Annotated in this window: 21 protein-coding genes; 10 read left to right on the forward strand and 11 right to left on the reverse strand. The window is 36.2% G+C overall.

Features of this window, described 5'->3' with window-relative positions; all coding sequences use genetic code 11:
* Nucleotides 1-7 precede the first annotated feature (7 nt).
* Together ACN5L8_RS01045 and ACN5L8_RS01050 are read left to right on the forward strand one after the other, a co-directional pair.
* Complete coding sequence (locus tag ACN5L8_RS01045; RefSeq protein ID WP_115362465.1) at nt 8-1,489, forward strand: SpoVR family protein; 1,482 nt, start codon at nt 8-10, stop codon at nt 1,487-1,489.
* Nucleotides 1,490-1,561: 72 nt separating this feature from the next.
* On the forward strand, nt 1,562-3,403 hold the full coding sequence (locus tag ACN5L8_RS01050; protein WP_419172043.1) for a hypothetical protein: 1,842 nt from the start codon (nt 1,562-1,564) through the stop codon (nt 3,401-3,403).
* Here ACN5L8_RS01050 and ACN5L8_RS01055 read toward each other — a convergent pair whose 3' ends face one another.
* The gene (locus tag ACN5L8_RS01055; protein WP_419172044.1) at nt 3,404-4,846 is read right to left on the reverse strand and encodes a hypothetical protein; all 1,443 of its coding nucleotides are present in this window, start codon (nt 4,844-4,846) and stop codon (nt 3,404-3,406) included.
* 77 nt (nt 4,847-4,923) lie between these two features.
* Between ACN5L8_RS01055 and ACN5L8_RS01060 the strand changes: the two genes are divergently transcribed.
* The 7 genes from ACN5L8_RS01060 (at nt 4,924) to ACN5L8_RS01090 (ending at nt 11,956) form a co-directional block, all read left to right on the forward strand.
* On the forward strand, nt 4,924-6,624 hold the full coding sequence (locus ACN5L8_RS01060; RefSeq protein ID WP_419172045.1) for a hypothetical protein: 1,701 nt from the start codon (nt 4,924-4,926) through the stop codon (nt 6,622-6,624).
* 19 nt (nt 6,625-6,643) lie between these two features.
* Nucleotides 6,644-7,723 (forward strand): sigma-70 family RNA polymerase sigma factor, encoded by a 1,080-nt coding sequence (locus ACN5L8_RS01065; protein ID WP_419172046.1) that lies wholly within the window; start codon nt 6,644-6,646, stop codon nt 7,721-7,723.
* 79 nt (nt 7,724-7,802) lie between these two features.
* A complete protein-coding gene (gene rpsO / locus ACN5L8_RS01070; RefSeq protein WP_199506655.1) occupies nt 7,803-8,081 on the forward strand; it encodes a 30S ribosomal protein S15 in 279 nt (92 codons plus the stop codon).
* Nucleotides 8,082-8,324: 243 nt separating this feature from the next.
* Nucleotides 8,325-10,571: a polyribonucleotide nucleotidyltransferase gene (gene pnp / locus ACN5L8_RS01075; RefSeq protein ID WP_419172047.1), complete on the forward strand. Its 2,247-nt coding sequence runs from the start codon at nt 8,325-8,327 to the stop codon at nt 10,569-10,571.
* Between the two features lie 18 nt (nt 10,572-10,589).
* The gene (gene dut, locus ACN5L8_RS01080) at nt 10,590-11,057 is read left to right on the forward strand and encodes a dUTP diphosphatase (RefSeq protein WP_115362477.1); all 468 of its coding nucleotides are present in this window, start codon (nt 10,590-10,592) and stop codon (nt 11,055-11,057) included.
* 9 nt (nt 11,058-11,066) lie between these two features.
* A complete protein-coding gene (locus ACN5L8_RS01085) occupies nt 11,067-11,351 on the forward strand; it encodes a hypothetical protein (RefSeq protein WP_419172048.1) in 285 nt (94 codons plus the stop codon).
* A gap of 44 nt (nt 11,352-11,395) precedes the next feature.
* A complete protein-coding gene (locus ACN5L8_RS01090) occupies nt 11,396-11,956 on the forward strand; it encodes a 2Fe-2S iron-sulfur cluster-binding protein (RefSeq protein WP_115362481.1) in 561 nt (186 codons plus the stop codon).
* 8 nt (nt 11,957-11,964) lie between these two features.
* Here ACN5L8_RS01090 and ACN5L8_RS01095 read toward each other — a convergent pair whose 3' ends face one another.
* The 10 genes from ACN5L8_RS01095 to ubiE all read right to left on the reverse strand — a co-directional run bounded on the left by ACN5L8_RS01095 (nt 11,965) and on the right by ubiE (nt 20,267).
* A complete protein-coding gene (locus tag ACN5L8_RS01095) occupies nt 11,965-12,534 on the reverse strand; it encodes a hypothetical protein (protein WP_115362483.1) in 570 nt (189 codons plus the stop codon).
* 43 nt (nt 12,535-12,577) lie between these two features.
* Complete coding sequence (locus ACN5L8_RS01100) at nt 12,578-12,829, reverse strand: GlsB/YeaQ/YmgE family stress response membrane protein (RefSeq protein WP_199506656.1); 252 nt, start codon at nt 12,827-12,829, stop codon at nt 12,578-12,580.
* A 72-nt stretch (nt 12,830-12,901) separates the two neighbouring features.
* Nucleotides 12,902-14,059 (reverse strand): hypothetical protein, encoded by a 1,158-nt coding sequence (locus ACN5L8_RS01105; RefSeq protein WP_419172049.1) that lies wholly within the window; start codon nt 14,057-14,059, stop codon nt 12,902-12,904.
* Between the two features lie 91 nt (nt 14,060-14,150).
* Nucleotides 14,151-14,318, reverse strand: coding sequence for a hypothetical protein (locus ACN5L8_RS01110; protein ID WP_419172050.1), 168 nt, complete (start codon nt 14,316-14,318; stop codon nt 14,151-14,153).
* A gap of 96 nt (nt 14,319-14,414) precedes the next feature.
* The gene (locus tag ACN5L8_RS01115; protein ID WP_115362487.1) at nt 14,415-14,597 is read right to left on the reverse strand and encodes a hypothetical protein; all 183 of its coding nucleotides are present in this window, start codon (nt 14,595-14,597) and stop codon (nt 14,415-14,417) included.
* Between the two features lie 19 nt (nt 14,598-14,616).
* Entirely contained in the window at nt 14,617-15,588 is a 972-nt protein-coding gene (locus ACN5L8_RS01120; RefSeq protein WP_419172051.1) for a hypothetical protein, read from the reverse strand.
* A complete protein-coding gene (gene menA, locus ACN5L8_RS01125) occupies nt 15,576-16,472 on the reverse strand; it encodes a 1,4-dihydroxy-2-naphthoate octaprenyltransferase (protein ID WP_419172052.1) in 897 nt (298 codons plus the stop codon). Before menA ends, ACN5L8_RS01120 begins: the two co-directional genes overlap by 13 nt.
* Nucleotides 16,473-16,476: 4 nt before the next feature.
* Nucleotides 16,477-18,198, reverse strand: coding sequence for a 2-succinyl-5-enolpyruvyl-6-hydroxy-3-cyclohexene-1-carboxylic-acid synthase (gene menD / locus ACN5L8_RS01130; RefSeq protein ID WP_334678595.1), 1,722 nt, complete (start codon nt 18,196-18,198; stop codon nt 16,477-16,479).
* Entirely contained in the window at nt 18,180-19,553 is a 1,374-nt protein-coding gene (locus ACN5L8_RS01135; protein ID WP_419172053.1) for an isochorismate synthase, read from the reverse strand. Before ACN5L8_RS01135 ends, menD begins: the two co-directional genes overlap by 19 nt.
* The gene (gene ubiE, locus ACN5L8_RS01140; RefSeq protein WP_120404765.1) at nt 19,554-20,267 is read right to left on the reverse strand and encodes a bifunctional demethylmenaquinone methyltransferase/2-methoxy-6-polyprenyl-1,4-benzoquinol methylase UbiE; all 714 of its coding nucleotides are present in this window, start codon (nt 20,265-20,267) and stop codon (nt 19,554-19,556) included. It lies immediately after the preceding gene.
* Nucleotides 20,268-20,381: 114 nt separating this feature from the next.
* Between ubiE and ACN5L8_RS01145 the strand changes: the two genes are divergently transcribed.
* Complete coding sequence (locus ACN5L8_RS01145; protein ID WP_419172054.1) at nt 20,382-21,362, forward strand: polyprenyl synthetase family protein; 981 nt, start codon at nt 20,382-20,384, stop codon at nt 21,360-21,362.
* The last annotated feature ends 3 nt before the right edge of the window (nt 21,363-21,365 follow it).

Genomic DNA, 21,365 nt, shown 5'->3' on the forward strand with positions numbered 1-21,365 from the left:
GAGTAGTATGGAAAGAACAAAACCATTATCAGGAGAGTTAGCAAAACTAAGAGATGAAGTACTTGGTTATGCACTCGATTACGGCCTAGACTTCTATCCTGTCGTTTTTGAGGTTTGTGACTACGATACAGTATGTATTTTAGCTGCCAACGGTGGATTCCCAACACGCTACCCTCACTGGCGTTTTGGCCTTGAGTATGATCGCCTTGCAAAGGGGAATACTTATGGATTCCAAAAAATATACGAACTCGTCATTAATACTGACCCTTGTTACGCTTATCTTTTAAGTTCAAATCGTTATGTGGACCAAAAATTAGTTATGGCCCATGTTTATGGCCATGCTGATTTCTTTAAAAATAACGCTTGGTTTCGCCACACAGATCGTCGCATGATGGATGTTATGGCCAATCATGGCACTAAAATTCGTCGTTATATGGATCGCTATGGCCAAGATACTGTCGAAGAGTTTATCGATACGATCCTCTCTTTTGAAAACCTTCTTGATGTTAACGTTCTCTTCCAAGGGGAAGTGAAGCAAGCAACTTCAGCAGATGAAGAGTATGAACACAAAGATGAGAGATCTCAAGTTCTTCGATCTTTTATGAACTCTAAAATGGCAAGAGGCGAAGCTGATGAGGATGTTGTAGAAAGAAAGAAGACACCTCTAGAATTACTTGATGATGAAGTTCGTGGAACACGTGATATTATGAGCTTCCTAATGCAGCATGCCCCAATTGAAGAGTGGCAGGCCGATGTTATCGGTATTTTAAGAGAAGAAGCTTATTACTTTCTTCCACAAAGAATGACAAAGATTATGAATGAGGGATGGGCCTCTTATTGGCACTCTAAGATTTTGACAAAGAAGGCGTTAAATAGCTCTGAAATTATTGATTTCGCAGATATCCACTCTGGTGTTATGGCCATGAGTAAGCAAAATATTAATCCTTATAAGATAGGGATTGAGCTAATGCGTGATATTGAATACCGCTGGGATACTGGTAAGTTCGGAAAGGAATATCAAGAATGTACAAATCTCCAAGAAAAAGAGAATTGGCATATCGAAACAAATCAAGGACGCGAGAAGATCTTTGAAGTTCGCCGTACTCATAATGACATCACTTTTATCGATGAATTCTTCACTGAAGAGTTTTGTAACCGTATGCAGCTTTTTACATATAAGTACAATTCTCGAACAGGAAGAAATGAGATTGAAACTCGTGACTTTAAAGAAATTAAGTCAAAGCTACTAAATCAACTAACAAATTTCGGCTCACCAATCATTGAAGTAGAGTCTGCTAATCATAAGAATCGTGGAGAGTTACTTCTTCGTCATGTCCACCAAGGTGTTGATCTCGACTTAACTCAGGCAAGTGATACAATGGCCAATATTTATAAAGTATGGAAAAGGCCAGTATCAATTGAAACTGTCGTTGAAGATAAGCGTATTCGCTATATCTTTGATGGATTAGAGTTTAAAGAAGATAAATAAGACAAGATTCTTTGTTGATTACTTTGTACTTTCTAGTAAAATTATATTGAACTAATTTTACTAGGAATTTCAATGCTTTCTACTTTTAAGTACTCTTTAATATTCTTATTTATATCGCTTTTAATTACTAGCGTTGAAGCTTTTGAATTAGTTTCAGGCCGAGGTGATATAAACTTATTTCATAAAGATCAAATGAAGAAAATTGATGGAAATAGTATCAATGGTGCTATTGGTATCAATCAAGATACTCTTATTATGACTGCAAGCAATAGCTATGCACGCTTCATTAATGACCGTGGTGATATTCTTATCATTGGTCCCAATTCGAAGGTTACAGTTGAATTAAAATCTACCTTTGCTGGAGATTTGATTGCTCTTCATGATGGAAATATTCGTGTTATTGCTAAGAAGCAAAGAAAGGTTAGGAAAGGTAAATTTGATCGTATTTTTATTCGCACAAATAGTGCTGTTGCCGCGGCCGAGACAGCTGATTTCTTATTGAGCTATAACTTATTTAATAATGTAACTGGCCTACTCTCTTTTAATGGTGAAGCTGCATTTAAAAGAATTGATAAGACTCATGATCTAAGTGCTGGCCAACGCTTAATCTATCGACGCTCATCTAAAGGAAGTCAGCTTAAGTATAAATTTCATAAAGACACTGGACTTAGTGAAAAGCTAAAATTAGCAAATGATACTTTATTTGGAGATGAGAGAAAGAATGTTTCAACTCTCTATCGTGGGCAATATAGTGCAACATTTCATGATGCTAGGCCCGCTTCAATGCCTGTTAAGATTAACCCTATCCAATTAACACTGCTATATCGTAATACCAATCTTGATATGACACTTTATTCAGACTCGATGGACTATGGCCAGGGTGATGATGCAACTGTTGCTGCATTTCCATTAAAAGGCGACCTTTTAAGGCCTGCGGAGCAAGTAACATCGTATCGAGGGCAATATTCTACATACCAAAAGAAGTACGCACCAAAGGCCGGAGGTCTTGTTGATATAAGAACAGGGATTTATATCCCGCCTGAAAACGATGCTATCTTTGATGAGTCATTTCGTGTTTATATTCCAAGAAAAATAGGTCGCATTAATGCAGTAAATGGAAATTTCGTTTCACCAAAGAATTTAAAAGTTGATCCAAATAAAGGATTTGTAACAGTTAATAACACTCATGAATCGCTAAAGAATCAACAGATGTTAAATAACTTATTAAAATCAAATCTGCTATTAGCAAGTTATCAAAATGTATCTCGTAAGAAAATGTCCATGGCCGAAAGGTACTCTGCAAATATTGTTGGGGTCTCAATTGTCAATCAAGGCCTAACTCATACTTATAATAATGATGAATTTGATTTTTCTTCACGTGGTATTGAGTTGAGCTTAATACTTATTGGAAATGGTGTTATTAGGCCATTTGCAAAATTTAAATTACTAAATGAGAACTTTGAACAACTTACTTCTTCAAAAGAAGTCGAAAGATTCTATCATATGAATCTAGGTTTAGATTATCTATTAAATGAGAACTTCTATCTAAGTGGCCAAATTTCAATTGATGAGGCCCCTATCTATTTAAGTTCTACAGATACAATAACATTGGCGACTATAAATAGCTTAATAGGGGAAGTCGGAGCTAAAGTTATAAGATCTAAACGATACGATATATTTGTATTTGGTGGAGCTAAATATAACCATTCAAATGAGGATGATGAATTTGATATGGAGTCTGGTTTTGGCTTTTATGCAGGAGCGAAGGCAGAGTATTGGATTAATCGTAGAAGTTATTTCTATGGAGATTTAAGCTATATTAATCATTCTCTATCTATTGTTGGAAACTCTAATGATAGTGATATTGATATGAGTGGTACTATTTTAAACCTAGGCTACCGTTACTCATTCTAATTAGCGATATTCTTTTCCTAAATTTGGATAAGACTTAAGATCTAATTCATAAACATCTTTTTGATATATTAATACTGGCTCTTTCTTGTCTTCGATATCTACTTTAGATATCATTGAATTAAGACGATCTTGAATGTCTTTAGATTCCATTTTCCTCTCAGAGTCCAAGACATCTTTACTAAAATTCGGCCAGATTTTTGATTGTAGATGCATCCAGCAGCTAATGACATTCTTATTTAGACACGATTTATCGCTAAGGCGTACCCATTGTGGATCATCATTGATTAATTTTATATATGAACTTAAAATTGCTGCTTCATATGGAAGTTTTCGATTGTATTTAATATCGAGGTTGTCCATGAGGTATCTTGCTTCTTTATTTTTGTTTTCTTTTAGTAATAAATTGATTTTTAATAATTCTTTTTCTCTTGAATTACCTTCGCTAACTGGAATTTTAGAAAGAGCAACTCTTGCATTCTTATAATTTCTACTTAACCAAGCTGAAGCAAGGATTAGCTTATTATTAGCAATAGAATATGGTTTACTAAGTAGGTTAGAGATGAAGTGGGAGTAGGCGGTTTTATAATTTTCTTTTTTTACTTCTTCAAATCCTTTTAGCTTATTAGTATTAGAGTTATTAATGGCCCCTGCTAATTTTAAAGCTTGTTCATGTTGGCCATTATTATATAGGTTTGCTGCAACTAGCGTTCGGATTGTCGCATCTGCATAAAACTCAACTGGTATCGTCTCGTAATATTTCAGAATTTGTTTGTGACGAGAAAAGTATAGGCCATACTTTAAGACTGCTTCAATATCGTCCATATTATTAGTTAAGAAGTAATCTCTAATTTTTGTGCTTCTAACGTAACCATTTAACTTATGCTCAAGCACAAGCCTTAACCAAGTTTCATTCTTGTAAGAGCCAATTAGCCTTGAATGGTTCATACAACCTTGAAAGATTTCTTCTATATCACCCTTCTTTTCTTCAGGCATTGACATAGCACTGACAATTCTTAATGCACAATTTTGGTAATACCAGGAAGCATTATTAGAAAGACTCTGTAGAATCTCTGATGATTTCTTAGGGTCTGTATCTGCAAAGTAAGCAAGGGCCAAGAAACGATTAATTAAAAGAAGTTTTGAATAATTCTTTGTCTTTAAAGCCTGACGATTTAAAACAAGTATCGCATCATCAGTGTGCCCATCTATTAATAGTGATTTTGCTATGACCAATTGATCGAGAAAGTCTTTTCGCTCATCTATTTGTAGCCCTCGTTCAAAGTAGCGGGCCTCAATCTCGTTATAGATATTATATGGCGGGTCTAATTCTTTCTTTGCCTGGCGTCTTGCGATGTGCTCAGCTGTACGGTCGATTGCCATAAGATCTAACTGAAGACCTATTAAAATGATCAGGAATGGTAAAAACTTTCTAGCTTTGTTCATATCGTTACCTTATTAAACCTTTCGGGAATAATTCCGATAACTTAAAGGAAATCTATATAAATCTTTTGGATAGAAGAATGCGAGCTTTATGCCTTAAAAAATTTATCGTCATAACTCTTCCTATTTTGGCAGCGTTAGTTTTTTGCCTTGAGGTAAATGCTCGCACAAATTCGACATTAGAAAATCAAGGTGATCTGATTTTCCTAAATTTGAAAGAATCAAAAGAGAAGTCTCGTGTTAAAAATTCAGATTATAATTTTGCTCTCATTGATAATTATCGAAAATTCTATCTTGAAGATGAAAAATTAGAATACTTTTGTCGTGAAAATTCATCAAAGCTAAGATTTAAAAATATCTTTGAAAGAGATGAGTTCTATCGCAGTATCGTTGCAACTCTTCAGTATAAGATGATCAATTATTCAATGCAGGCCATTGCTCACTATGCAAAAAAACTACAATTTGAATCTGATCAATATGATAATTTAGTTAATGGCCTTATTGGTAGTTGTTCTAAGAACTTGACTCTATTTAGTCACAGGCTTTTAAAGCATTTATTTACTAAGTACTATAGTGATAGCTCTATTGATAAATTACGTCTTCCTTATTCTCAAAGAGAAAATCTATTTGCATCTAATGTTAATGAAATTCAAAGTGAGAATGAAGTCGTAGTTAATGAATTATATTATACAACAGGTGTATTTTCTTATGCTTGTTCATGGGGTGGCCAAGAAAAATATCTTCGTAACTTAGCTCCTTTTCTTTCTTCTTCACTTGTCATGAGCTATATCGTTCGCGAAATTAGCGCTCTTGATAGTCATGTTTATAAAGATCAGTTAAATGATGGCAAAGTCGCAAATTGTCGAAATCAAATTTGTCGTCCATATAAAAAAGCAAAAGTTCAAAAAGAAATTGTTAGGCCAATTGGATCTTCAAATTTAAACTTTGATCTAAAAGTCGCTTATTGTGATAATTTTAAATTTGCTTCTAAGAAATTCTCTCCAAGTGCTAATGATTCACTTAAAAATCAATTAAAGAAATTTGAAAAAGATGAGAATATCGTAATCGCTCAATTCGTTTCTTTATTAACTCGTGTTCCTGAGTTTAATGTTTGGACTCAAGATTCTAAAACGATTAAGCGTTATGTTTCTGTTTCTAATGACAGCTTTTGGGATTACTGGGCAAAAGACTTACTTGAAAAGAATTCTAATAAGCTTGCTTACGAAGAAGCCTTAAGTATGAAACTTGATGTTAAAACTAGTAACGATTCAATTTTGCGTCATGGTTATCCAGAGGTTAATTTCGTTGTTTTAAATGGTGAATTTGATAAAGCGACAAATATAGACAATATGGTTTCTTTAAAATTTGGAATTGAGATTCCACATAACGATTTTATGTGGCTATATCGAAATATTCGATCGGCCAAAACATTTGATGATAAGGAGAAATCAAAGGAGCTAAAGGAGCGCTTATCTCTTTATGTTGCAAATGATTATAATAAGATTAAAGAGACTCTCAATCAATTCTCTGTTGATGCAGACCTAACAACGGTAATCACTGATGAATTGATAAGGCAATTTAATTATATTGAATTTTTAAGGCCAAAATCATCACATGGGACAAGGGAAAAGATTGATGTAAGAGTTAATATAGCCCCTTTTGCTCTTGTGGCAATTCGTAACAAGCGTATTATTAGTGAGTTATCTGAACGTGATCTTAAAAATATTAAGTCATTAGAAGTTTTAAATAATATTGAATCTATGGCCGAGAAAGCAAAATAGTGTTAAATTTCATCCACTCATGAGTGATTCAAAGAAAAATAAAAACAAATATTTAGAAGATAGTGATAAGTCCGAACAAAAGGACTTTGACTACGAGATTCTACCTTCTATCGATGAGAAGAGGCTTAACGAATCTTCGGATTCTGAAGAAGATATCGATGATATTATCGATATTAGTAATTTACCTGATTCAGGTCTTACGCTTGAGGAAGAAATTGAGGTTATTAAGGAGACACTACCTGCCTTAACTTCAAAACTACCTGTCCCTTCACGAGTTGATAATAAGCTCAATCAATACCTAAAAGAAATTTCTCGCTACGAGCTTCTCTCTCCAGAGCAAGAGAAGACTCTCATACGACAATTTCGTGAAACCGGTGATATTGCATTAGCAAAGAAGTTAGTTGTCTCTAATTTAAGGCTAGTTGTAAAAATTGCCATGGATTATAAGAGTGCCCATGCAAATGTAATGGATCTCATCCAAGAAGGTAATATTGGTCTTATGAAGGCCGTTTCATTATTTGAGCCAGATAAGGGAGCAAAGCTTTCTTATTACGCATCCTGGTGGATTAAGTCATATATCTTGAAATTCATCCTAGATAACTTTAAGTTAGTAAAATTAGGTACGACAAATGAGCAAAAGAAGCTCTTTTATAATCTAATGCGTGAAAAAGAACGACTTGAGGCCCAAGGGATCAAGCCTGATCATAAGACAATCGCGCAGAATCTAGATGTAAGTGAAAAAGCAGTGGCCCTCATGGATATGCGCTTAGGTGATGCTGGCTCCGAAGTTAGTCTTGATATCCCTGTAGGAGAAAATTCTAGTGCGACAATGGGGGATTTACTTCCTGACTCAACTGATGTTGCGCAAGATGTTGAATTTAAACAGTCACTTCAACTTCTCCAAGAAAACCTCGATCAATTTATTCAGGGGCTAAAGCCTCGTGATCAAGAAATCTTTAAAGAAAGGTTATTGAATGATGCTCCGCGCTCCCTTCAGTCCATCGCTGACGATTATGGGGTCTCTCGAGAGCGTATTCGCCAGATCGAGGCCCGTCTTCTCGATAACTTAAAGGTTTACATGAGTGAAATTATAAGATAGTATGCACAAAATATTGCGCCCTATACTTGGCCTGGAAAATAACTTCCTTGCTCGGTATTTGGTAAGTTTAGGAGAAATTATGATTACAAAAGAAAAAACAGCATCAATCGTAGCTGAATTTGGTAAAGAGTTTGGAGCATCTGAAAAAGATAGCGGTTGTGCAGCGGTTCAAGTTGCAATTCTTACAGAAAGAATTAACAACCTTAAAGAGCACTTTGGTTCACACAAGCACGATTATTCTTCAAACCGTGGTCTTCTTAAGATGATTGGACGTCGTCGTCGTCTTCTTAAGTATGTATCTACTGAAAATGAAGATAACTACAAGTCACTAATTAAGAAACTTGGTCTAAGAAAATAAGCCAAGATAAAAAGAAAGGAAGCTTTATGCTTCCTTTTTTTTATTTAAAAAGCTAAAATTAACTAACGAATTTTTTTGATAAGCAGACAAGGACAGTCTAGGGATTTAAGGGATATTAAAATTTAGGAACTCGCGATTTGGATGAGGTTTTTAAGTTTTCATATTCTTTGGATTTCTCAAGATCACCCTCAATTCTTAAAGAAAAAATTCATCATACATTCAAAAATATAAAATGGAGTTTTTATGTTAAACAACAAACGTGAGTTTACTTACAACTTCGGTGGTAAAGACATTACGATCGAAACTGGCCGTATGGCAAAACAAGCAGATGCTTCTGTAATCGTAACTAGTGGTGGTACACAAGTTCTTGTTACTGCAACTTCTGCAACTCAAGTAAAAGATGGGCAAGACTTTTTCCCACTTCTAGTTGAGTACACTGAGAAATTTTATTCAGCAGGGAAATTCCTTGGTGGATTCCTTAAAAGAGAAGGCCGCCCTTCAGTAGGTGAGACTTTAAATGCTCGTCTAATTGATAGACCTCTTAGACCTCTATTCCCAGAAGGGTATATGTTTGACACTGTTATCTCTTGTACTGTTATCTCTTACTCACCAGAAGGTGACCCTGAGGTTCTAGCTGCACTAGGTGCTTCAGCTGCTCTTACTATCTCTGATATTCCATTTGCAGGTCCAATTGGTACTTGTAAAGTTGGTCGTATCGACGGTCAATTTGTTATCAACCCTGACCACGACAAGTGGGAAGAGTCAGATATGGAAATCGTTGTTGCAGCAAGTGATAACGCAATCCTTATGGTTGAAGGTGAGGCGAAAATTGCTCCAGAGCAAGATGTACTTGACGCTATCTTCTATGGTCAAAAGGAAATTGAAGGATTTGTTTCATTCCTTTCTGATATTCAAAAAGAAGTTGGTAAAGAAAAGCGTGAATTCGTCTCAGCAGCTGCTAACAAAACAATGCTTGAAAAAATTAGAGCAGATTATACTGCTACAGCAAGAGAAGCTCTAAAGATTACAGATAAGCTAGAGAGACAAAAAGCTGTAAAAGCAATTGAAGCTCAAGTTAAGGATGCAATGGCAGCTGATCCAGCGGCATTTGGTCTAACTGAAGACGATGCATTTGGAAAAGAAGCATACAAAGGTGTAGATGAGCTAATGTATGAAATGCTACGTGGTGATATTCTTGATGAAGAAAAGCGTATTGCTGGACGTGGACTTGCTGAAGTTCGTGAAATTGAAACTGAAACAGATGTACTTAAAGTACCACACGGATCATCTCTATTTACTCGTGGTGAAACACAAGTAATGGCAGCTGTAACTCTTGGTGGTAGTAAAGGTGCTCAAATGAGTGACCGTATTATTGGTACAAAAGAAGACCAATTCTACCTACACTATAACTTCCCTCCATATTCAGTAGGTGAGGCACGTGGTGTTCGCGGTGTAGGACGTCGTGAGCAAGGTCACGGAAACCTAGCTGAGCGTGCTCTTAAGGCCGTTATCCCAACTGATTTCCCATATACAACTCGTCTTGTATGTGAAGTTTTAGAATCAAATGGTTCTTCTTCAATGGGTTCTGTATGTTCAGGGTCAATGGCACTAATGGATGCTGGTGTTCCTCTTAAAGCACCTGTTGCTGGGATTGCTATGGGTCTAGTAACTGATGGTGAAAGATTTAAAATTCTAACAGATATCCTTGGTGACGAAGATCACCTTGGTGATATGGACTTTAAAGTTGCTGGTACAACAGAAGGTATCACAGCGATTCAAATGGATATTAAGATCACTGGTCTTACAAAAGAGATCGTTGAAAAAGCAATGGCACAAGCAAGAGAAGGTCGTCTTCATATTCTAGAAGAGATGGCAAAAACAATCTCTGTTGAAAGAAAGACTCTTAAAGAGGGTGTACCTGTAATGAAATCAATGCAGATCAAGCAAGATCAAATTGGTGGACTTATCGGCCCTGGTGGAAAGAATATTAAGAAGCTTCAAGAAGATTTCGATCTTGTTATCGAAATTGATGAAGATGGAACAACTAAGTTCATCTCAACCAACCAAGAAGCAATTGATGAATGTATGGCACTAGTTGGTCTACAGATGAATGGACCAGAAGTTGGTAAGACTTATACTGCTAAAGTAGCTAGCCTTAAAGATTATGGTGCATTCGTTGATATCGCTTCAGGAGTTGGTGGACTAGTTCATATTTCTGAGATTGCAGATGAGAGAATTACTGATGCTGGTGACTACTTAGACGAAGGTCAAGAAGTTCAGATCAAGGTTCTTGAAATTGATAAAATGGGACGCGCTAAGCTTTCTATCAAGGCCGTTGAAGCTCTAAAGAGAAAAGACGGTAAGACTGAAGAAGAAGCTCAAAAAGACGCTCCAAAGCGTGAACCACGTGAATCTCGTGACGGTGATCGTAAACCAAGAGGTGATAGAAAGCCTCGCGGTGACAGAAAGCCTCGTGGTGACAAGAAGTAATAAGTAGGAATTACTCTTATGATCGATCGAGTTGTTGATTTAAAAGTAAAGAAGCTAGAGCATTTTGACTCTAGCTTCGATCTTCCTAAATATGAAACGACTGGAGCAGCAGGAGCTGATCTTCGTGCTCATTTAGAGAATAAAGACTCTCTTGTGATTGCTCCAGGAGCTCGTGTTCTAGTGCCAACAGGACTTAGCTTTGAGATCCCTCATGGATATGAGGTTCAAATTCGTCCTCGTTCTGGCCTTTCATTTAAGACAGATCTTCTCGTTGTAAACTCACCTGGGACTATTGATTGCGATTATCGCGGTGAAGTCAAAATTATCCTAGGTAATTTTGGAAATGAGGACTTTGTTATTAAGCACGGTGAGCGTATTGCCCAAATGGTTCTAGCACCAGTTTGGCAGGCACGTGTAAGTGAAGTAAGTGAATTAAGTGATACTGAGCGTGGAGCTGGTGGATTTGGTTCAACTGGGACGAAATAAGGATTAAGTATGAGTTTAAAAGTAAATTACAATAAAGCATCTTCTCAAGAAGAAGCATACAATCTAGGAAAGGCCGCTGTTACTCCAGAATATGTGGCAAAATTCAATGTTAAAGCGGATGTTGCGACAGATGATGGTAATTTTTCCATGCTAGCTAAAGGAAAAGGGTTTGAATTGAAGCTAAAGTTTGAAGATTCTTACTGCTTAGTTGATCTTGACCTCTCTTTCATGCTAAAGCCTCTTAAGGGAAAAATTTTAGAAACGATTGAAGGTAAGATCAAGAAGACTGTTTAGTCTACGCTTGGCCAACCTCAATAAAAATCACGTAGGCCTATATCATGTTTAAAGTTACATTAGCACCATCAAATGAGACCATCTATGTTGATGACGAGATGTCATTATTAGAGCATCTTAAAAAGAATGGAATTTATGTTAATTCTAGTTGTGGCGGACACGGAACTTGTACAGATTGTATTGTAAAAGTTCTCTCCGGTGCAGATAATCTAAATGAACCAACTGACGTTGAAACTAAACTTCTAGGTAATGTATTTCACATTACTAAGGAGCGTATGTCATGCCAGACCATCGTTAATGGTGAGACGACAATTGATATGTCAGATCACTCAAAAGAGGGTGTCGAGGCCAAGCGTGAGGCCAAGAATAAGAAAGTTGTTAATGAAAAGCTTTCTGCTCTTAAACGCTCAGGAAACTTCAAAGTTCGCAAGAAAGATGAAGTTGAAAAGGTAATGAGTGAGCGTCAGGCAAAATGGGAAGATAAGCAGTCTCGCCAAGAAGATTGGAAGAATCACTGGGAAAAAGGTGATCGCTCAAAGGCAAAGAGACTTGGTGGTGGACGCCGTCCAAAGAATATCAAGCCAATCAAAGAAGACGAAGAATAAAATAATTTCTAAAATTCACAAAGTAGGGCCTGAATCTTTTTCAGGTCTGCTTTTCTATTAGAACGATCCACAAAGACATATTTTCCGTTATCCAGCTTTGCAAAAAGTTGGAAATATCCTTTGTTTTCAAAGCCACGCATTGTTGGATCTTGTTGCATCTTTGCAACATTTGGAGAGTCCATAAAGTGATCAATACTAAATGAATCACTCGATTCCAATTTGTGTACTTTCTTTAATATCGGAATGAAGAATAGACGATGCTTGATAATTAGCTTGTCATCCTTTTTTATGATGAACTTCTCATACATATAAAAACATAATGTAATGAGGGGCAGTAGAATCAGAGTCGCACTTACAGCAATAACTAATGCCTGGTTAATTGAATCACCTGTTTCATAGAGTTTTACAAGTGGCCCTTTTACGCCAATAAACATGGCAAAGACAACAGTTGCTGCAGCAAGAAGGTAGCCCCAGAAAACCATAGGTAGTCCATAGGTCTTTAGAGTAAGTCCTTGCTCGTTAATAGTAATACGATCTCTTTCTTCTTTAGATACTGGAAATATAAACATTAGGCCCATGGGGCGTATTATAATCCTAGCTCCACACTTAGTCTATGATATTTCAGAGTTTTTGTAGCAGCTGGAGAGTTGCTAGAAAGACGATAGCGCCGATGGTGGAGATTATGATACTTCCAATAAGGCCATAACTTGTAAGGCCTACTAGATGGAAAGCAAAGCTTCCTACGAATGATCCCATTACACCCACGATGATATTTCCAACGAGGCCAAAGGTTTCACCTTTGTACAGGCTTCCGGCCAGCCAGCCAGCAATAGCACCAATAAAGAGAATGATTATGAATTGTTCGATGGCCACTAGGCACCTCCTAAATAAATATATTTTAAGAGGTGCTAATGATTATTTGTTAGTTAATTTAACTTAAATTGATTAAAGCCAAGTTGTTAATGAGAAGTTAAGAGCATAAGCATTTGTCTTCTCTGGGTTACCAAATACATTCGTACTTGTTTCTTCATCAATTTGACGCTCAATTAAAATACCACCGTTTAGCTGTACGTTTCTTCCAACTTGGTATTGAGCACCAATATCGGCTTTATATAGACTTACGTGTCTTAAGTTACCATCATTGTAGTTTGATTGACCAAAGTCAGCTGGGGGGTAGTCGTTCTTATCATGAGCACGATCAGTTACGAATGAGTACTCAAGATTAATACCAACATTCCACTTGTCAGCTAGGCGATATAAGAAGCCCAGCTGAGCGTTATATGATTCTTGTCTTAGCTTTGTGTAGCGATCATTTGGGTGAGATGACCAGTAACCATAAAGGGCCTCTGTCCATACACTCCAGTCGCGATTTTCGAATTGGTAGGCCAGTGAGAAACCGTAATCTTCTTTAGGGTCGATATCTCTCCAGTAAGAGAATGCACCAAAAATGATTTCATGATTTCTTGATGGGATAATTCTACCCTTATAAGCAAAACCTTTTTGGAAATTAGTATTAAATGTTCTTTCCGTATCATAGGCAATTTCATCATCTGGACTAGGTAGGTATGGGCGTGATTCATCATCGCGATCACGTCTTGCCATTTGGTTGCTTCCAAAGAAAGTTACATCGTGAATTTGCCCTTGGCGCCATCCACCGTAGCGAAGAGTTAGAAGATATTTTCTTTTAAAGTATCCAGCTCTCATTGATGAATATGTTTGTGTTAGGTAACCACCGTCCATCATATTTCTTTCTGAGATACCAAAGTGCATTGTGTAGAAAGGAACTTTTCCTTTACCACCTGTTAGTTTCCAGTTGTTATTGAAACGATAAGAAAGAACAGCTTCTTCCATTAGGTCAACAGTTGTACCTGCTTCTTCAACAGCGTCAATATCAAGCTTAAACTTTGCGCTCCATTCATTGTGGTTGAAGTAGAATTTAACATCTGCTGTACCATAACCCATTTCTGCTTTCGTACTATCGTCACCAACTTTTTCTAAAGTTAGTAGATCTAATACTAAGAATGCTTTGACGTTATAATTTACAGCTAGTGAATTGAAGCTAGAAAGTAGCAACAATGATAAAAATAGGGATTTCTTAAACATCTTCTCTCTCTTAATTTGGCGTATTAATATGAGAGAAGATTTATCAAGAACTTATCAATGTGTAAAAACAGTTTTGTGTTAAGGTAGGGAATTAGTAATTCTTACACTCTTCGTAATCTTCGTAATATTGAGAGTGGTCAGGAATACGTCTTTCCTTACATTCACCTCTTTCACTTGCTACATCTCTAGAAGTAGAAGCGCATGATGAAGTCAATAAAATAAGTGCTGTTGCAGTTAAAATGTAGGCTAATTTTTTCATGATAATCTCCTATTATCTCTACATATTATAGCTCTAATTGAGAATAAAAGAAGGCCTGCAAAATATGCAGGCCGCTCATTTTAGTATGCTTTTATTCTAAGACTTTTTTTGAGATTTCTTAGACTTACGATCACATTGACCGTCTTTCTTGCAGCAATCTTTCTTCTTTTTATCGCTCTTACAACAAGCTTTAGCGTCTCTTGAACAAGACTTTCCGTGATGCATAGTTGAACATGAAGCGAATGTTAGCAGTGCACATAGTGTGATAGCTCTAAACATGAATCCTCCTTAATGAATGTTAAATAAGCCTAAAGGCCTTAATAATAGACTCTTCTCTAGAGTAGTCTTTTATTAATTTTAACCCATTCTTAAAAAACATAAAGGTTGAGAGCCCTGCGGCATTTCTTTCACGTGAGGCCAGGTGAGTGGCAAGATTGAAAAGCTTAGGCGCTTCAAAGCCACTAGTGATAGTGATCTGCCATTTGCGATCATCTTTTTTTAATTGAAAATATTCAAAAACGCTGCAATTCACACCAAATTTAATAATGATATGATTTATATCCTCAGCAATACTTGAACGTTCACTAAACTTGAAGCTTTCATCAATGGCCTGTGGAATATCTTGAGAGCAAGCAAGGTGAGACCACTTATCAAGTTTATCAAATGGCTCTTCAAAGTATTCAATACTTGCGATCACTTCTGGGGATAGGTTGTAGAAGAGACTTTCAATTTGGTCTGGATCAAGGCTGCGATTACCATCTAAGCGAATGATGGCGCCTTTGTTACTCATTAATTCAAGATTTTTTATAACTTCTCCTATATTAGGAGTTGGTGTGATTTTATATTTAATCACATCACCTTTTTTAATCTCATTGGTTTTAATTGATTGAAAGAGGAGATTAATTCTAACAGTGTTGTCTTGTGTAAAAAAGCAGTGATGTGTGCTGTGTTTTATATAATATTTAATTAAGGCATATTCAAAGGCAACAATGATATTCTTTGGGAGTTGAGGGGCATCAATTATTGTCGCTTCTTCAATTGGTCTTTCCAGGAATGATTTTAAATCATAGATAATTTCGTATGTTTCTCTTAGGTCTTGGCCATCATAGAAGAATTCAAAGTAATTTACATAACTAGTGTAGAGTTCACCATTGATTTTAACTTCACAGTGATAGTAGTCAGAGCCTTTAATCTCTCGAGCTTTAGCATGAAAAGGCTTTATAAACTCTTCTCTTTCTTTGTAAGTTAAATGTAATTCTAATTTATCCAAAGAAGTCCCCCGTAAATAAGAGATGATAAGAATAAGAACTTTCCAGTTTTGGCCAGACTATTATTATACTCTACTGAGGGCCTATTTAAAATAAGATATATCCACGTTTTTAGAAAAGGAAGGGCAAGACCTGCAACGGCAACACTCAAATACCATTGTTCATAAATTACACTATGAACGATAATGACAATATTTGCACAAATAACAAATATAAGAGGAAGCCAGCTAGAAAGGTTTGGCCTTAATTTATTTAAAAGAATTCCAAGAGTTAACTTCTCGGCCTTTGTATCACTATTGACATCTCTGGCATTATTAATGGCCATAATTGCGCTACTTAAAAAACCTGGAAATAGACTTAGGAGTAGTGCTGAATTTGTGATTTGTTTCGTTTGAAGATAATAGGCACCACAGACAGCAACACAGCCAAAGAAGATAAGTGCTAGTAATTCACCTAAAGCGTAGTGTGATAGAGGAAATGGGCCACCTGTATATAGATATGATGCTAGCATCGAAATTAGTCCCATTGCGATAATAATGGGGCCACCGACATACATGAGATAGATACCGAGAATGAAGGCGAGCACTAGAGTTGAAATAAACATTGTCTTCACTGTACTTGCTTTTAGTTGTCCGCTACTCGTTACGCGTGTTGGGCCAAGTCTTTCTTCAGTGTCAACGCCTGTTTGTGTATCGTAATAATCATTTATTAAATTAGAAGCAATTTGTAATAGGACAGTACATAGTAGAGTTAGGATAAAGATAAGTAAGGAAAACTTCTGTGTATCACTATAGGCCAATGCCGTTGCCATAATAATTGGTGATGCACCTGCCGGTAGAGTTTTTGGCCTTGAGGCTAGAATAAATCCTTTTATATTATCTTTCATATCTTTAACGTTTTACAGTTTTTAATTTTTTAAATAATTCTAAGTTTGATGCATTGTCTGTAATGGCCTCAATAATATTTACACCTTGATTCTTTAAAGCATTTAGTACTTGCTTATTAAAGTCTTCTTTTGTTTCACATGAGCTGTATTCTAATTCTTCAAATGCTCCAATAACTTTATCAAATCGGTCATCATGTGGTGTTGTAAGTAGATCTAGAAAGTCTTTTTCTTTAGCAATTGGAAGTAGGTTAAAGATATCACCTTGAAAATTATTGATGATAATAACTGTTAAGTTCTTCTTTTCACGGGCAGCTTGGTTTAGCATATAAAGTGAGTTCAGATCGTGTTTAAAAGAAATATCTCCTATTAAACATAGCTTTGGACGATCATTCTCATCACTTAGCCCCATTAGTGTGGCCATGAATCCTTCAATACCGCTTACTCCACGATTTGTGAAAACTTTAACATGGCGACGTAGATTACTTGAAACAAAGTTATCAAAGCTTCTAACAATTGTTGAATTACCTATAAGAAGATCATAATCTAAATCAATTTTTTCTATAATATTCTTTGAAATAAAAGGTTGAGTTAGGCCAGACTCTTCAATTACGGCCCTCTTCTTTTCTACAAAATCATGCCACATAACAGGTGGAGCTTGTTCAAGCTCAAGTTTTGCAAGACCTTTTAAAAAGGAGAGTGGGTCACAAATAATCTTTTGAGTATTAGAAAAACCAGGATCGTGATCAAAGTCAACATTTGTTACGTGTAGAAGCTCACAATCTGTTTTTTCCAGATAATTATAATAGTGTTTTGATACTAGTCTTCCACCAATATGAATAATCAGGTCTGGGGGATTTTGTTCATATACGCTTAATACTTCTGGGTGATCAAAATTTGGAGTTAGATAGTCTTCAAGACAAAACTCATATTTCAATCCACTTGTAATATCAAGATACTTTGGAATTCGTATGCTTTTTAACGACTCTCTGTAATGATCGATATCTTTCTTGCCATCAAGTTTTCCGATAACAAGAAGGAGGTTCTTTGCCTTTACAAGTCTTTCTTGAAGATTGAATTCCATTTGGTAATTCTGATAAGCGCTTGAGATAACCTTTGCACCATTCTTATGAAAACTCTCAAGTGATGCCTTTAAATATTCTTGTGAGATATAACCTTCAGTATTATCTAAAGGCTCTCTAAGAGGAAAGTTGATATGCACAGGCCTGCGATTTATCTTTGCACGGCCAATTGCCGTTGAGATCAATGTTCTTAATCTCGTTGCACTTAGAGCTTCATTAGGTGCTTCGAGGTTTAAGTTATAGCATGTATGTGAGTCGATAACTCTTGTCTGATCAATTGTCTGATTTGAGTCTGTCTTTACAAGTTCATTTGGCCTATCAGCAGATAAGATAACCAGTGGCAGGCCTGATTTATTGGCCTCAATAACAGCAGGAGCAAAGTTGGCCATGGCCGTTCCCGATGTACAAGTCAAAAGAGGAATCGATTCACTTACTTTTGATCTTCCTAGTGCACGATAGGCCAGGGCCCTCTCATCAAGAAATGAGTACGTTCTTATATCTTCATTGTAATGGGCTGCTGCTAAAACAGGAGCGTTTCGCATACCTGGTGCCGTATAGAAGTCGACGATGCCGTTCTTTGCCAATTCATCAACGATGATCGATGCCCATAGGCGAGAAATATTTTGTGTTATTGGAAATTTGTCCATGATTTGGCCTTGATAACTTCCGTAAAGTTTCTCATTTTATTTGTTGTTTCATTCCATTCTTTTTCAGGAGATGAATCTTTTACAATTCCACAACCTGCATAAATATGAAGGTCTTGCTTGTCTGCTAAGGCGCATCTTAGACCGACTGCAAATTCAGTCTTTTCCTTAGAAAAGAATCCTATTGGTGCAGCGTAAAGTCCACGAGAGCTCTTTTCTAATTGGTCAATTTGCTCAATTGACTCTTTCTTAGGCAGTCCCGCAACAGCTGGTGTTGGATGAAGTCCAGTGATTATATCACTTGCTTTTGCATCTTCACTTAAAACACCTTCGTATTTAGAATGAATATGTTGGATATATTTTAGCTTTAAGATTTCTTCTTTCTTTGTAATGTGAAGATCTTTAGTTAGTTTTTTCAGTGCATCTTCAATATAACTTGAAACATGGCGATGCTCTTCTAATTCTTTTTCATTAGATAGTAATGTCTTTTCTAAGAATTCATCTTCTTGCTTATTCTTTCCTCTCTTTATTGTTCCTGCGAGTGAGTCGATATAAACATTGCGCCCCTGCATCTTAAAAAGAGTCTCTGGTGTGACACTATAAAAACACTGATTAGCAGAGAATTGAAAAAGAATATTATAACTATTATTTGTATTATTTTCTTTCAGTGTTTTAAATTGTTCATAAGCACAAATTGGATGCTTGAATGTGAATTTTAATTTACGAGATAGAACGACTTTTTTGAGGTCCTGTTCTTTTATTTTACTTACTGCCTCGTTAACCATTTTTCCCCACTGAATTTTACTCGTAGCAGAGATACTCTTTGTTATATGGTTATATTCACTATGCATATGCTTTGGGTTTGGCTCTAATGAAATGGCCAACTTGTGAAGAGCTTCTTTCTTGGCGTTATCATCTTCAAAATATGAATTAGGAAGTATGATTTTAATATCAACACCTTGATTCCCGCCATCGATAATAACTTTTGGAACAAAGTATGAACAATCTTCTAGGCCATGCCATTCTAAACAATCTGGTTCTGACTTAAACCTTTGAGCACCACATATTTTTAAGAAGTCGTGCTCTCTCGTGAGATTTTCAATATCTTCATAGTGATAAAGAGAGTTAAAGTCCTGCCAAGAACCTAGAGCAAGGAATTCACAATCCTTGTCTTTATTTAAAAAATAAAACTTTCGATATGTTTGAAATAAATCGATAATTGATGAAATATTATTAAAGCCAGCTTCTAGTTTGAAGAGGGTGTAAATAGGCCCTTTTACTAGACGCTCGTCATTTGGATCAAGCTTTATAAGCTGATTAATGATATCAATTTGTAAGTTGTTAGCAGCTAGGCGCAATTACTTGTCTCCAATATAAAGAGTGGCTATACCAAATGTAAGAGGAATAAAACGAACGTTTTTAAATCCTGCATTCGTCATCTCATCAGCAAACTCTTGTCCATATGGAAAGTCTTCTACTGTTTGATTTAGGTATGTATAAGCATCTTTATGTTTTGAAATTAAATTTCCAACAAATGGAAGTAGGTATCTAAAGTAGAAGAAGTAGATCCCTCTAAAAAGTGCATTCTTTGGTATTGAGAATTCTAAGATAAAGCTTCGTCCACCTGGTCTAATTACTCGATACATATTGCGCAAAGAAGTCTTGTAGTCTGGAAAGTTTCTGATTCCAAAACTTACGCTTGTTACATCAAATGTTTCATCAGCAGCTGGAATTTCTACTCCATCACCAATTTGCATTTTTGCGACATTGTCTAATTTCTTATTTGTAATCTTCTTCTTACCAATTTCAATCATGCCTTTTGAAAGATCAATACCAGTAACACTTTCGACATTCTTTGCTCTCGCTAATGCAATGGTTAGGTCTCCCGTACCGCATGCAAGATCTAGGCATTGTAGTTTTTCTTTCTTTGGAAGATTTGCGATAACAATCTTTCTCCAATAAATATCAACGCCAAAAGAGAGGATATGATTTAAGAGATCATATGTTCCTGCAATTTTGTCGAAAATTTCAAACGATTTAGTCTTTCTGTTTGCGAGTTCTTTATTACTCATATTGTTTTAACCTCTGCGTTTTTGCAATGCGTGATATTTTAATAGTATTTGCGTTATATTAATCATTTACGGCCTATATCGACAAGTGGTAATTATATTAAAACGGAAAAAACAATGAACGAATTTTTAGAATCCATTCCTCCACAAATCTTGGATAAGTCAGTTAATATTGACCTCGAGATAAAGTCTTCTAATTGCTTAGAAGCAGTGAAAGATGCCCTAGAAAAAACAGTACTTTCTGGCGGTAAACGTCTTCGTCCAATGCTTACTTATTTAATGGCGGACTTCTTTAACGCCCACGATAAGAATGATGTAACAATCTGTGCCCGTGCAATTGAAATGGTTCATGCAGCCTCTCTTGCTCACGATGATGTTATTGATAATGCAACGCAAAGGCGTGGAAATCCTTCAATTAATGTGGAAGCATCTAATAAGAAGGCCGTATTAGCTGGGGACTACTTACTAGCAGATGTGATTCTAAGCCTATCACAAATTGGCTCCGTTAAGATTCTACAAACGATGTCTCAGGTCATTCAAGAGCTTGCTATTGGCGAGTGGATACAATCTGATGCACTAGAGAGTCGAATTTACTCAAAAGAAGTTATTGAGAAAATTGCTTTTCACAAAACCGCCTCAGTTATGGGATGGTGCTGTTGGTCTGGAGCTTATGTCGGCCTTGAGGATGAAGACCTGGCAAATAAAGCGGCCCGTTTTGGACACTTAATTGGAATCGCTTTCCAAATGATTGATGACACTCTTGATTTTAGTGATGGTGAAAGTCTAAAAGACGCTCACCTTGATCTTGAGGCCAACCTTGTAAATTCTGTAATCTATGATTATCTTGATAAGAATCCTCTTAAAATGGATGCTTATCAAAAAGGTGAAGACCTCAAGGATATTGTTGAACTTGATCAAGTTCATCCAAATGTCGAAAATATAAAAAGGGAAGCAAATGCTCTAATCGAAGAAGCTAATGATATTCTACATGAGATTCGCACAAGCTTACTTGAGCGTGGATTTAATGAGGAACGCCTTAAAGAGACGATTAAACCACTAGAATTAATTGGTGGCTTCATTCTTAATCGTAAGTCTTAATTA

This window comes from Halobacteriovorax sp. (genome assembly GCF_048381875.1).
GTDB classification, from domain to species: Bacteria; Bdellovibrionota; Bacteriovoracia; order Bacteriovoracales; family Bacteriovoracaceae; genus Halobacteriovorax_A; species Halobacteriovorax_A vibrionivorans.

Excerpts from the sequence above, each read along its gene's own strand:
- ACN5L8_RS01085 (WP_419172048.1), top strand. The coding sequence starts at position 11,067 with ATGAGTTTAAAAGTAAATTACAATAAAGCATCTTCTCAAGAAGAAGCA.
- ACN5L8_RS01065 (WP_419172046.1), top strand. The coding sequence starts at position 6,644 with ATGAGTGATTCAAAGAAAAATAAAAACAAATATTTAGAAGATAGTGAT.
- pnp (WP_419172047.1), top strand. The coding sequence starts at position 8,325 with ATGTTAAACAACAAACGTGAGTTTACTTACAACTTCGGTGGTAAAGAC.
- ACN5L8_RS01090 (WP_115362481.1), top strand. The coding sequence starts at position 11,396 with ATGTTTAAAGTTACATTAGCACCATCAAATGAGACCATCTATGTTGAT.
- ACN5L8_RS01050 (WP_419172043.1), top strand. The coding sequence starts at position 1,562 with ATGCTTTCTACTTTTAAGTACTCTTTAATATTCTTATTTATATCGCTT.
- ACN5L8_RS01110 (WP_419172050.1), bottom strand. The coding sequence starts at position 14,318 with ATGAAAAAATTAGCCTACATTTTAACTGCAACAGCACTTATTTTATTG.
- ACN5L8_RS01105 (WP_419172049.1), bottom strand. The coding sequence starts at position 14,059 with ATGTTTAAGAAATCCCTATTTTTATCATTGTTGCTACTTTCTAGCTTC.
- menA (WP_419172052.1), bottom strand. The coding sequence starts at position 16,472 with ATGAAAGATAATATAAAAGGATTTATTCTAGCCTCAAGGCCAAAAACT.
- menD (WP_334678595.1), bottom strand. The coding sequence starts at position 18,198 with ATGGACAAATTTCCAATAACACAAAATATTTCTCGCCTATGGGCATCG.
- ACN5L8_RS01095 (WP_115362483.1), bottom strand. The coding sequence starts at position 12,534 with ATGGGCCTAATGTTTATATTTCCAGTATCTAAAGAAGAAAGAGATCGT.
- dut (WP_115362477.1), top strand. The coding sequence starts at position 10,590 with ATGATCGATCGAGTTGTTGATTTAAAAGTAAAGAAGCTAGAGCATTTT.
- ACN5L8_RS01115 (WP_115362487.1), bottom strand. The coding sequence starts at position 14,597 with ATGTTTAGAGCTATCACACTATGTGCACTGCTAACATTCGCTTCATGT.
- ubiE (WP_120404765.1), bottom strand. The coding sequence starts at position 20,267 with ATGAGTAATAAAGAACTCGCAAACAGAAAGACTAAATCGTTTGAAATT.
- ACN5L8_RS01045 (WP_115362465.1), top strand. The coding sequence starts at position 8 with ATGGAAAGAACAAAACCATTATCAGGAGAGTTAGCAAAACTAAGAGAT.
- ACN5L8_RS01145 (WP_419172054.1), top strand. The coding sequence starts at position 20,382 with ATGAACGAATTTTTAGAATCCATTCCTCCACAAATCTTGGATAAGTCA.
- ACN5L8_RS01055 (WP_419172044.1), bottom strand. The coding sequence starts at position 4,846 with ATGAACAAAGCTAGAAAGTTTTTACCATTCCTGATCATTTTAATAGGT.
- ACN5L8_RS01060 (WP_419172045.1), top strand. The coding sequence starts at position 4,924 with ATGCGAGCTTTATGCCTTAAAAAATTTATCGTCATAACTCTTCCTATT.
- rpsO (WP_199506655.1), top strand. The coding sequence starts at position 7,803 with ATGATTACAAAAGAAAAAACAGCATCAATCGTAGCTGAATTTGGTAAA.